The sequence below is a fragment of the uncultured Nostoc sp. genome (assembly GCF_964245575.1).
GTDB lineage: Bacteria > Cyanobacteriota > Cyanobacteriia > Cyanobacteriales > Nostocaceae > Nostoc.
The window spans coordinates 67,211-78,269 of sequence record NZ_CAXTNP010000002.1; the positions used below are offsets into that span (position 1 = coordinate 67,211).

Genomic DNA, 11,059 nt, shown 5'->3' on the forward strand with positions numbered 1-11,059 from the left:
TAGAAGTTCAAAACTCGATTTAGAAGTTCAAAACTCGATTTAGAAGTTCAAAACTCGATTTAGAAGTTCAAAACTTGATTTAGAAGTTCAAAACTTGATTTACGAGTTGGAAATCAAAATCCTACTATTGGGTCTGGCTGAGATTGGAGATATTGGAGGAATTCATGCAATTCCTCATCGTTTAGGAAAAAACGCGTAGGCGCAGCCCGTCGTAGACATCGCTTACCATAGGTTTCAATCAGATGTTCCCGTCCTTGTTCTGGTGTCGAGCCTAAACGCTGAAGTTCAACATTTGTTTGAGCAATCAGAACTTTATCTGTTTGAGCAATCAGAACTTTGTCTAATGGTGGTGTCAGTTGAGATGTAAGGTATTGGAGGAAGTCTAGTAATTCTACTTCTGTCAGCAAAGTAAGCGATCGCTTCTCATAGTAGTTTTTGAGATGTTACCGTCTCTGCTCTGTTGTCTGGCGTAATCGCTGCATTTCGGCATCTATTTGAGCAAGTAGTTTAGCAAAATTCACAGGTTCCATAACTTCGTCACAGTTTCAACAGCCTACGTTATTAGTCATTAGTCCTTACTCAATGACTAATGACTAATGACTAATCAAAATCCCGCTAATGGGTCTGGCTCAGATTGGAGGTATTTAAGGAATCCATGCAATTCTTCTTCAGTCAGCAAAGTTCGCCCCCGCTTACCGTAGGTTTTAATCAGATGCTCCCGCCCCTGTTCTGGTGTCCAGCCTAAGCGCTGAAGTTCGACATCTGTTTTAGCAATTACATCCGATAAATCCACGGGTTCAGCTTTCTTCTTTCTCTTTCCTGTCACTGACGGGGTGACGACATCCTCTTGAGGGCTGTAACTTCGAGGTGTAAATGGTGTGACATTATTGGCAGAAATTGCTGGAAAGGTTTGATTTTCCAGCTGGTTATCAAAAGTTATTTCCAAGTTTTCAACTGGAGGATCAAATTCTAGCTCCTGGTTAGCAGTCACAGGAAAGTTTTGACCTAAATCCTGGCTATAGGTATCGCTTGGTAGGGACGCACCACTGCTGTACCCGTACTGTTCGTTATTGTTTGTTACTACTTCTGGTTTGATGTTCCGTACTTTAGAAGGCGGTATCGATATTTCTTTGTCGCTGACCACTGGCCACTGACTACCAACAAAATCCTCATCTTTTGCAGAGGAATAAGCAGCAGACTCATTCAATCCACCTTTGGTATTCAAGGAAGGGTTTAGCTGCGCTGGGGGAATTGGATTTGAGCTAAATGCCACTGATTGCTGTGGCGCATTTGTAATACCCAAAACTATCAGTGCCCTGGTTCTGGCTTGGTCTTCTGCTGCTTCTACTGTTTCTGCTGCTGCCATACCAGTAGCACGGGTTACGCCTTCTATTTGCACGCTTGCCCGGACAATATATTTTCCTTGAAAAATTTGCACTAATTCAGAAATCAGACTGCCTTTGGGATACAAGCTCTGGAATTGAGCCAACATAATACTGCTACCAATCTAAATATTTTTAATAACAGGGTTGATACTGCCTGTATGTTTAAGCGAGATCAGCTGCCCTTACTTTAATTTACATCCACTTGATACCCAGAATGCCTGCCAATATTGCATTTCTTCTCTACGAGACGCTGTTCGCGTTCATTTTTAATTGCTTACTATGTGTAATCACTTTCGTGGCAGGCTATGAGTAAGCATAATTCTCTATCAAGGCGATATTCTTGCTTTGTCTTGTGTCCCAATTGTAGCAGTAGCTCTTTTTTGATGAAATTTTTAGCAAGTGCTAACTTACCTGGGTAGTCTTAGCCGCAATGCTATACTGATTACCCAAGTCGATATCTAGAAGTATTTTCTGGAAGTGCGCTCTAAATCTACAATAATGGAGATAAGGTTCGCCCTCACTGCTTATTAAGCTGCTCACCTAATTGTTACCGATTCTACATGTGGGAAAATTGGGTTCATGGCAGTTCCGCCTAGTTCAAAATCAGAGTCTAATGTCGTAAAATTACCTTCACTCTAGACAATCAAACACCTGTAGTTTCCACGCCACTTGCTCCACTTGGGGAAACCCCAAGACCCTTCGGGTGAGGCAGTCCCCCAGACGCTCGTTCGCTCTTAGCGTCTCCCCTTGGGAGAAGACTCGCTCTCCGTGGCGCTATCGACGGGAACCGCCAAGACGGGGGCTGCCTCACGGCAGTGGCTCCCCTGCATAGCGCTTTTGGGCAGCATGGATTCTCTAAACCCAGCTTCTCAAAAACCCGTCGCGTAATTACTTAGCGGGGCTAAATTGTAATCAGGCGTGTAATCTTAAGTTTGGTTAGGTGAAGAGACTTGAACGCAGGCGAACTCTGAGAGCATCGTGCAGTGAGAAGTTCGTAGACGCCCAGAGTTGTCTGTGGGTCGCCTTCCTTTGCTCGGAACTGCGGGAGTAGTTTATCGCTCTTGCGGGGTTGGGCTTCCTTTCCTTAGAACTTAGGAAGTCTTGCCTCTGAGCAATTCGTTTCCAACTTGTTTCTGTAAGCCGTGAGGGTATACAGAAAAGAACCAGATTAAACAACAAATGATGTTTTGACCAAAGGTCGGTTCACTGCATGGAATTTTCAATCGCTACACTCCTTGCCAATTTCACCGATGATAAATTGGTAGCTCGGAAGGTTTTAGAAAAGAAACTTGGCTGTGAAGATGAAAAAAGTTTACAAAAACTTCACATTGCCTTAGATGTTCTCGAAAAAATCGGTATTTTAGTAAAAGAACGGGGCAAGTACCGCCGTGTCGCAGAAGAGGGAATAATCGAGGCAAAACTCCGTTGTTCTAGTAAAGGCTTTTGCTTTGCTATTCAAGATGTGGAAGGGGCTGAGGATATTTACATCCGCGAAAGTCATCTGAGTAATGCTTGGAATGGCGATCGCGTTTTGGTCAGAGTTCTCAAAGAAGGCAGTCGCCGTCGCTCTCCCGAAGGGGAGGTGAAGCTGATTCTAGAACGTTCCAACCACACTTTACTGGCACGAATTAAGCAGGTGGAAGCTGGTTTCCGGGCTGTGCCTTTAGATGATCGATTGCTGTTTGAACTCAAGATCCAGCCTAACGGGGCGAAATTGGAAGAAGCGATCGATCACCTGGTTCATGTAGAAGTTTTGCGTTACCCATTGGCACAATATCCTCCCCTCGGTCGAGTGGTGCAAATTCTCGGTAGCGATGCCGAAGCTGCTGCTGATATAGATTTAGTTACTTGCAAACACGACCTTTCCCGGACTTTTCCAGATAATGTGCTAGATGCAGCCGCTAAGTTGCCCAAAAAGCTACTCAAAGCAGACGTGAAAAATCGGCTGGATTTGCGTAATTTATTTACCTTCACCATTGAAGGGGTAAATGGGGATACCAAAGTTATAGAAAACGCTTTTAGTTTAGAAAAAAACCTAGCCGGAAATTGGCTTTTGGGCGTTCATATCACCGATGTTTCTCACTATGTCCAACCTGACGAAGCCCTAGATAGAGAAGCACTCAAACGGGGCAAATCAGTGTATCTGGGAGAATTAGTGCTGCCAATTTTGCCCCCAGGTGTGGCAGAACGCTGTTCTTTAGTACCTGGGAGCGATCGCTTAACCATCTCTTTTTTAATTACCATTGATCCCCAATCTGGACAAGTCCTGGAGTGGGAAATTCAACCCAGTGTGATTAACGTCGAGACTGCACTGAGTACTGAACTTGCCCAAGCAATTCTCACAGGTGAATCTTTTGAGCAATCTCCACAGGTTTCCCAAATACTGCAAGACCTCCAAGCCTTGCAAACAGCCGTGAAACAGGTAAGGTTGACTCGTGGTAGTCTCCAGTTGAATCTGCCGCCCAGCCAAAACGCCTATTATGATGAGGGGATTCTCGGCGCTGTGGTGGTGAATGATTTACCAGTGCGATCGCTACTCACAGAGTTGGTGCTATTAGTTAATCAACTGGTAGCAACTCACTTAAATGCTCTTGGTGTTCCCGCCATCTGGCGAGTCCAAGGCACACCTGATGTGGAAGATGTCCAGGAAATGCTGAAATTGGCAGTCAATTTAGGCGTTGAGCTCACACTAGATCCAGAAGTTGATATCCAACCTTTAGATTACCAACATTTGACCACAGCTTTTGCCGAATCTCCCTCTGAGCAAGTTCTTACTTATTTGTTACAAGATACACTAAAGCCCTCTGCGTACAGCACCACCAAAGGATCTCACTTTGGTCTGGCACTACCGCAATATGTCCATTTTAGCGCTCCCTTGCGGCGTTACCCAGATTTGCTCATGCAGAGAGTGTATTACACGCTACTCGAAAACGGACGCGATCGCCGCAATACCCGTGTGAGAGAGCGCGTTAACCTGCGCCACTCCTCCAGCCACGAGGAAATTAACTGGAACGTTTTACCCCCAGAATTGCAACAAGAACTGCAAAGCGATTTAACTAGGGTAATTGTCCAAATCAACGACCGAGAAAAAGAAGTCCAAGAAGCCGAAGCCGATTTAGCTGGACTGCAAAAAGCCCAACTGATGAAGCAACGCATCGGTCAGGTATTTCAAGGCGTGATTACTGGGGTTCAATCCTACGGTTTCTTTGTGGAAATTGAAGTACCAGCAGCCGAAGTGGAGTCCAGCAGTAATCCTGGTGTGCCTTTGAGGGTAGAAGGATTGGTACACGTCAGTTCTCTCAAAGACGATTGGTATGAATATCGCGCCAGACAACAGGCACTGTTTGGTCGCAAAAATCGCGCTTCCTACAGATTAGGCGATCGCGTCGCCGTCCAAGTCAAAAGTGTCGATTACTACCGTCAGCAAATTGATTTGGTAACAGTCGGCAGCGATGGTTTAGCCAGAGGTTTAACTGGCAGTCCTTCCAATGAGGAGCTTTCAGACCTCTACTTACCAAATGACATTGAGCCTGATGACCTAGATCCTTACTCTGAGGACGAGTAAAATTCAGTAAAACTTCCGTGTCAAATAACACAAAGCCTCTAATCTTAGGCGTATCGGGCGCATCTGGTCTGATTTACGCTGTTCGGGCAATCAAATTTTTGCTAGAAGCGGAGTATAGTATTGAATTGGTTGCCTCTAAATCAACTTACATGGTTTGGCAGGCAGAACAGGAAATTCGGATGCCACCAGAACCAACTGGGCAAGAACAATTCTGGCGAGAGCAAGCTGGAGTTGCAATTTCGGGTAAACTCCGCTGCCATCCTTGGAGTGATGTTGGAGCCGGGATTGCCAGTGGTTCCTTTGCCACTCTGGGGATGATAATTATTCCATGCAGCATGAGCACAGTGGCAAAGCTAGCGGTTGGCTTGAGTTCCGATTTACTAGAACGAGCCGCGGATGTCCAACTCAAAGAAGGACGAAAGCTGGTCATTGTTCCTCGTGAAACCCCTTTTAGCCTCATCCACCTCCGTAACTTAACCTCTCTAGCAGAAGTTGGAGTGAGAATTGTCCCCGCTATTCCTGCCTGGTATCATAATCCCCAAACCATTGAGGATTTAGTTGATTTTGTCGTTGCTCGTGCTTTAGATCAACTAGATATTGACTGCATCCCAATTCAGCGGTGGCAAGGTCGTCGCTAACACCCTCAGTGGATTATATTGTAAATTTCACAATAGTCCTAAAAAGGTAATGATAGAGATGGCTGATAGTGTCAGTAGTCAGTTAACAGTAATTAGCGAAGAATAATCAGACTGATAACTGACCACTGACTACTAACCACTGATAACTGACAACTGACAAAATTGCTATGGCTGTAATTCGCTTAATTCTATTGGTGGCAGTACTGGGAGGACTAACGCTGTTATTAGTCCAAAATTTCTCACCTGCCCTATCGCTAGTATTTTTGGGCGTGCGAACTCAACCATTACCACTAGCTATATGGATTTTGTTTAGTACTGCCACTGGTGCTTTCACATCTATATTGATTGCTACCTTGTTTAACTTATCCAATTATTTTGGGGGAAGACAACGCCAAACTCCTGACCGCCGAAGTACAACGCCTCGTGCGAAGGCAACCCGTAGAGAAGAATTTACATCTCGCCCTGCCAATTCTCCACCACCAGCTAGTAAAAAAGAAGAACCTACTAGTGATGTATTTGATGATTGGGAGACAAATGGCAGTAAAGATGATGATTGGAACTTTGATGAAAAGTCAGAGGAAACATCTACCCGTAATCCTCAAAGTCAACAGCCTAAAGACTCTAAAACTTACGAACGTCAATCAGAAGCCAAAAGCAGTTCTCAGTCTGGTTCAGTTTACTCCTACAGCTACCAGGAACCAAAAAATACGGCTGCGGGAAAAACTGAATCCGTTTATGATGCTGATTACCGGGTAATCATCCCCCCTTATCAGCCGCCAACTACCAATCAAGCCGATGATGATGATTGGGAATTTTTTGATGATGATGATGATTTTGAAGATGATGGTAAACGCCCCCGTCGGTGAGATGTAGCAGGCTACGTCTCTACTTGATGCCACACCGCTCTCTAGACTCTTGCTTGACCTTACCAGTCATGGCAGCTTCCTGCAAAGTCATGAAAGCATTAAAATCTTCCAAGTCATATCGGGTAGCCAACAGTTGTCGTAGTTGATTTTCAGCTTCTACTGTTAAATAGCCAGTTACTAAAGCTTTTTGTACAACATCACGAATTCGAGTCATAGTTGACGCCTCATCCATCCTATATTTATTCATTCAGGCTTATTGGGGTGAAATATGCAGTAGTCTTTGTGCCGAAATTTCAACTTGGCAAGCTTTTCTGGGCGATCGCAGGATATAAGTCATTATTTACACCTTTATAGGAAACATTTAATTGATTGGGGCTTGTTATAACTGAACTTTTAGAATAACCACCCTGTGCTACTAGAAACACAGTATTGTCTATACTTAAAATTACCCACCAGAGTGAAAACTTGGATTATTTAGATAGACAGTAATTGTGTGGATAAAGTTTCAAACAAGCTATGTTAATTTTTTCATTAAGCATAGCAATTGCTATGCAGCAATTACCAAGTTACTTCAGGAAAGTTACTACATTCCTTAGAAATTATTTATGGTTATTTCACAGAATAATCGTTAGACCTCTTGCAAAAATAATTCATGGTACAATAGGAGGTTTTAAAAATATGCTTTCTATCTCAATCAGACATACTAATGAGGTAACATAGGTTCTCAGTATAGATTTTGATATGCATTTTTTATAAAACCCTTTATGATAGCACAAAATAATTATGCAAGAGGTATGTTAATCTCTTGCATAAGTTACTTTCAATACATTGATAACAGTAATAATAGCAATTAATTCAACTCAAAGAGAAGATGACTTTGTAGAAGCTAAAAACAATATAAAGTTAGAAAAGTTATACGTAAATTTGGTCTTTGCAAAGGAAAAAGCCTTGACGACCGTTGAAAATAAATTCCTGAGATGTTTCCTTTGCAGTTGTAGTTCTGCGGAAATTGCTAATATAGTTTATCAAAGTCCTAATAGCAGTACTGTTAGAGTTTATCTTTCTAATTGATTATATAAATACATAAAATAAATGCTGAGTAACCAGGCGGAATACTCAGCTAAGATAAAAAACTGGAGTTGCGTGACACACTTACTAGAAAAAGCTGGGTATAAAAAAGATTGGTTACAAGGGCAACCAGAAATTACTGGACTAAAAACTAACAAAGGACAAGAAATTGTTTGCGCCTTTGATGTGTTTTGGTTGGATACCAGTCATATAATGTTGGTTGAGACACGAAACCCGACCTCCGAGCTAAAACTCCCCGAAAAAAGGCCCGGTTTTGATAGTGCCATCAGGCATAGTGGTATTGTAAACAAAATTTCCATAACTCCAAATAATGTTTGGAACGATGTAAGCATTTCGGAAGTTAGTTTCAATCAAAATAGCGAACTCGAAACTATCGATATTAGCCCCACAAAAGATAGCATAAGTAGCATTAATGTGAGCCAAATTGGTTCCTTTCAAATCGGCTTCAGTCAAGTCACACCAACTCAAGTTGGCGGAATACAAATTAGCATCCCTGACAATAGCACGTTTCAACCAAGCGCCTTCCAAGGAAACACCAAACAAATCGGCTCCAGTCAAATCGGCTTTACTCAAATCGGCTTGTCTCAAATAGGCTCCGCGCAAGTTGATATCTCTCAAAATAGCGCCTTCAAGGTCAATCGAACTGTCGAGGGGAACACCCTCGGATTGAATCAACTCAATCCCCGCGAAGTTTCGTTCTCCGTCAGCATACCGAGCCAACAGCTCCTCAGCAGTAATTTCCCAAGCCATGATTTACTACCAATTCTCTAAAATCCGGCAACAGATAGACCATCAAGTATATGCCTGCGCCTAGCCATTGATGCAATCATAGCGGGAGCATCCCAAACTTAAACTCAGAAATTTAAAGTAGAGTAAAAAGTTAGGATTTAGAAGTTAAGAAAATTTATAATTGGAGCAAATCGACTGGTGGGCAGCTTATTACAAGGAGTTAACCTGTACTTAATTGGGATAATGGGCGTTGGTAAGACAACAGTAGGGCGCTTACTGGCAAAGGAACTGGGTTATGGGTTTGTGGATACCGATAATGTTATTGCCCAAGCAACAGGTAAATCTATCAATCAGTTATTTGCTCAAGTAGGTGAAGCAGGGTTTCGCCAGGTAGAAAGCGATGTGCTGTCACAAGTTTGTGCTTTTACAAAGTTGACTATAGCAACGGGTGGGGGCATTATACTGCGGCGAGAAAACTGGGGTTACTTGCACCACGGTTTGATAGTGTGGCTAGATGCGCCAGTGGAAATAATTTACAGCCGTTTAGCTGAGGATACTACAAGACCACTGCTGCAAGATGCCGATCCCAAGGGTAAATTGCGATCGCTCCTCGAACAACGAACACCACTTTACTCTCAAGCCGATTTGCACATCATCGAGCGAGAGGGAGATACACCCCAAGACGTTGCCAAGCGAGTAATTGAGGCAATTCCTAGCGTTCTCAAAACACAAGTTTCTCATTAAGAAGACTCAAATTACCAAATTTTGCCCATCCGCAGGATAAACCCTGGTAATTCTGGATTACCTGTAACTGCTTCGGGATTATCCAAAATTTCAACTTCTCGATTCGGACGGTAAATGTAGACTTTTCGATTCTGCCGATCAATTAACCAGCCTAGTGATGCACCGTTATCGATGTACTCCTGCATTTTGTCTTGTAATTTTATCAGGCGGTCGCTAGAGGAGCGTAACTCAATCACAAAGCTGGGACAAATTGGTGCAAATGAAGCTTTTTGTGCATCTGTTAAGGCATTCCAGCGCTCCAGTTCAATCCAAGAAGCATCAGGGGAACGCATTGCTCCATTGGGTAGCGTAAAACCTGTACTGGAGTCAAAGCCTATCCCAGTGCCATCTTGTTCAGTCCAATTCCCCAGCTGTGCAGCAATGTTAAAGTTACGGTTGCCCGTATCTGAAAAAGCTGGTGGCATGATGATGACTTCCCCATTGGCAGTACGCTCAATTCGTAAATCTCCATTAGCTTGACAAAATTCGTAGAACTGCTCATTTGTCATCTGCACCAGCGAAGGAAAATTTACCGTTAGGGGTGTGCTTTCAGTTTGGATTAGCAGCGTTGTCATTTTCATTCCCTAGCTTCAGCCGAATGATTTCAATTCTAGAGGTTTGAAGGAGCATTTCTGGCAATAAATTCCTCAATTTATCCTGATAATTTTCGATTCTGGTTGCTAGTCCTTATTTTATAGATTTTCACATTTCTGAGACAGATAATAAGTAAAGATTTTCCTTAATAGCAGAACAGTCTTTTTCATCCAGCAGAATCGCATTACTGCGATGTCTCTTGACTTGCTTCTGGGTGTCTGGACATCCAAACAAGATAATTTGTGAGTGATACCTACAGGACTTACGCAAAGGTAACGGAAAATCGAACCACAGAGGTCGCAGAGGACACGGAGGAATAGGAGTTTCAGAGAGTTTTTGCGTAAGTCCTGACCTATACAAAAAGCCTATTTTTAGTCTTGGCAGCTATGAGATATTGTTACAGGTTACAAAGTCTTCTACACTGACTGAAATAGGTTTTAACTCTCTGTGTTAGGCTCCTCATGACGGACAACGATTCTGAATACATCAGGCAAGCTGAAGCCACTCGTGTGCGTGTACTAAGCGAAGCACTACCTTATATTCAACAATTCGCCGGTCGCACTGTTGTTGTCAAATACGGTGGCGCAGCGATGAAAGATAGCACACTCAAAGACAAAGTTATCCGCGACATTGTATTCTTATCCTGCGTGGGCTTGCGTCCGATTGTAGTCCACGGCGGTGGCCCAGAAATTAACAGTTGGTTAGATAAGCTGGGCATCGAACCACAATTTAAGAATGGTCTGCGAGTCACTGATGCCGCCACAATGGATGTGGTGGAAATGGTTTTAGTTGGTCGAGTTAATAAAGAAATTGTCTCCCTGATTAACCAAGCTGGTGGATTGGCTGTAGGACTTTGCGGTAAAGACGGTAATCTATTTACAGCCCGTTCCCAAGGTCAAGAAGGCATCGGCTTTGTGGGGGAAGTCAGCAATGTGAATATCAAGATTTTGGACACCCTCGCTAGCAATGGCTATATTCCGGTAGTATCTAGCGTCGCCGCAGACGAGACGGGGCAAGCTTATAACATCAATGCTGATACTGTAGCTGGAGAAATTGCCGCAGCATTAGGGGCAGAAAAGTTAATTTTACTGACCGACACCAGTGGAATTTTAAAAGATTACAAAGACCAATCTACTTTGATTCCAAAAGTAGATATCCGCGAAGCCCGCGAGTTGATTGCTAATGGTGTAGTCAGCGGTGGGATGATTCCTAAAGTGAATTGCTGTGTGCGATCGCTTGCTCAAGGAGTCCGTGCAGCACACATCATTGATGGTCGCATTCCTCATGCGCTGTTACTCGAAATCTTTACTGATGTTGGGATTGGGACGATGATTCTCGGTTCGCAATTTACATTCTAGAGGTGTAGAGGAAGAAAGGCAGGGGAGGCAGGGGAGGCAGGGAAAGCAGGGG

At 43.4% G+C, this 11,059-nt stretch carries 9 protein-coding genes and 2 pseudogenes; 6 read left to right on the plus strand and 5 right to left on the minus strand.

Annotated elements, in window-relative coordinates; genetic code table 11:
- Positions 1-113: 113 nt before the first annotated feature.
- Both ACFFAP_RS00685 and ACFFAP_RS00690 read right to left on the minus strand, forming a co-directional pair.
- Positions 114-308: pseudogene (locus tag ACFFAP_RS00685) on the minus strand (hypothetical protein); the annotation flags it as partial.
- Positions 309-604: 296 nt separating this feature from the next.
- Positions 605-1,492 carry a hypothetical protein gene (locus ACFFAP_RS00690; protein ID WP_375509411.1) on the minus strand — a complete coding sequence of 296 codons (888 nt, stop codon included), beginning with the start codon at positions 1,490-1,492 and terminating at the stop codon, positions 605-607.
- A gap of 1,103 nt (positions 1,493-2,595) precedes the next feature.
- On the opposite strand from ACFFAP_RS00690, the gene ACFFAP_RS00695 reads away from it, so the two are divergent.
- From ACFFAP_RS00695 to ACFFAP_RS00705, 3 genes are all read left to right on the plus strand, one after another.
- Positions 2,596-4,950: a ribonuclease R family protein gene (locus ACFFAP_RS00695; protein ID WP_375509412.1), complete on the plus strand. Its 2,355-nt coding sequence runs from the start codon at positions 2,596-2,598 to the stop codon at positions 4,948-4,950.
- A gap of 17 nt (positions 4,951-4,967) precedes the next feature.
- Positions 4,968-5,588 carry a flavin prenyltransferase UbiX gene (locus tag ACFFAP_RS00700; RefSeq protein ID WP_375509413.1) on the plus strand — a complete coding sequence of 207 codons (621 nt, stop codon included), beginning with the start codon at positions 4,968-4,970 and terminating at the stop codon, positions 5,586-5,588.
- A 167-nt stretch (positions 5,589-5,755) separates the two neighbouring features.
- Positions 5,756-6,454 (plus strand): LapA family protein, encoded by a 699-nt coding sequence (locus ACFFAP_RS00705; protein WP_375509414.1) that lies wholly within the window; start codon positions 5,756-5,758, stop codon positions 6,452-6,454.
- Positions 6,455-6,473: 19 nt separating this feature from the next.
- Here ACFFAP_RS00705 and ACFFAP_RS00710 read toward each other — a convergent pair whose 3' ends face one another.
- Entirely contained in the window at positions 6,474-6,668 is a 195-nt protein-coding gene (locus ACFFAP_RS00710) for a hypothetical protein (protein ID WP_375509415.1), read from the minus strand.
- 626 nt (positions 6,669-7,294) lie between these two features.
- On the opposite strand from ACFFAP_RS00710, the pseudogene ACFFAP_RS00715 reads away from it, so the two are divergent.
- Positions 7,295-7,690, plus strand: a pseudogene (locus ACFFAP_RS00715) (NB-ARC domain-containing protein); the annotation flags it as partial.
- 78 nt (positions 7,691-7,768) lie between these two features.
- Here ACFFAP_RS00715 and ACFFAP_RS00720 read toward each other — a convergent pair.
- Positions 7,769-8,293: a pentapeptide repeat-containing protein gene (locus ACFFAP_RS00720; protein WP_375509416.1), complete on the minus strand. Its 525-nt coding sequence runs from the start codon at positions 8,291-8,293 to the stop codon at positions 7,769-7,771.
- Positions 8,294-8,470: 177 nt separating this feature from the next.
- Here ACFFAP_RS00720 and ACFFAP_RS00725 point away from each other — a divergent pair, with 177 nt between their 5' ends.
- The gene (locus tag ACFFAP_RS00725) at positions 8,471-9,016 is read left to right on the plus strand and encodes a shikimate kinase (RefSeq protein WP_375509417.1); all 546 of its coding nucleotides are present in this window, start codon (positions 8,471-8,473) and stop codon (positions 9,014-9,016) included.
- Between the two features lie 11 nt (positions 9,017-9,027).
- On the opposite strand, the gene ACFFAP_RS00730 is transcribed toward ACFFAP_RS00725, so the two are convergent.
- Positions 9,028-9,630, minus strand: a complete 603-nt coding sequence (locus ACFFAP_RS00730) for a Uma2 family endonuclease (protein WP_375509418.1) — start codon at positions 9,628-9,630, stop codon at positions 9,028-9,030.
- Between the two features lie 480 nt (positions 9,631-10,110).
- Between ACFFAP_RS00730 and argB the strand changes: the two genes are divergently transcribed.
- Positions 10,111-11,007 (plus strand): acetylglutamate kinase, encoded by an 897-nt coding sequence (gene argB / locus ACFFAP_RS00735; RefSeq protein ID WP_375509419.1) that lies wholly within the window; start codon positions 10,111-10,113, stop codon positions 11,005-11,007.
- The last annotated feature ends 52 nt before the right edge of the window (positions 11,008-11,059 follow it).

Excerpts from the sequence above, each read along its gene's own strand:
- ACFFAP_RS00690 (WP_375509411.1), bottom strand. The coding sequence starts at position 1,492 with ATGTTGGCTCAATTCCAGAGCTTGTATCCCAAAGGCAGTCTGATTTCT.
- ACFFAP_RS00695 (WP_375509412.1), top strand. The coding sequence starts at position 2,596 with ATGGAATTTTCAATCGCTACACTCCTTGCCAATTTCACCGATGATAAA.
- ACFFAP_RS00705 (WP_375509414.1), top strand. The coding sequence starts at position 5,756 with ATGGCTGTAATTCGCTTAATTCTATTGGTGGCAGTACTGGGAGGACTA.
- ACFFAP_RS00710 (WP_375509415.1), bottom strand. The coding sequence starts at position 6,668 with ATGACTCGAATTCGTGATGTTGTACAAAAAGCTTTAGTAACTGGCTAT.
- ACFFAP_RS00720 (WP_375509416.1), bottom strand. The coding sequence starts at position 8,293 with ATGGCTTGGGAAATTACTGCTGAGGAGCTGTTGGCTCGGTATGCTGAC.
- ACFFAP_RS00730 (WP_375509418.1), bottom strand. The coding sequence starts at position 9,630 with ATGACAACGCTGCTAATCCAAACTGAAAGCACACCCCTAACGGTAAAT.
- argB (WP_375509419.1), top strand. The coding sequence starts at position 10,111 with ATGACGGACAACGATTCTGAATACATCAGGCAAGCTGAAGCCACTCGT.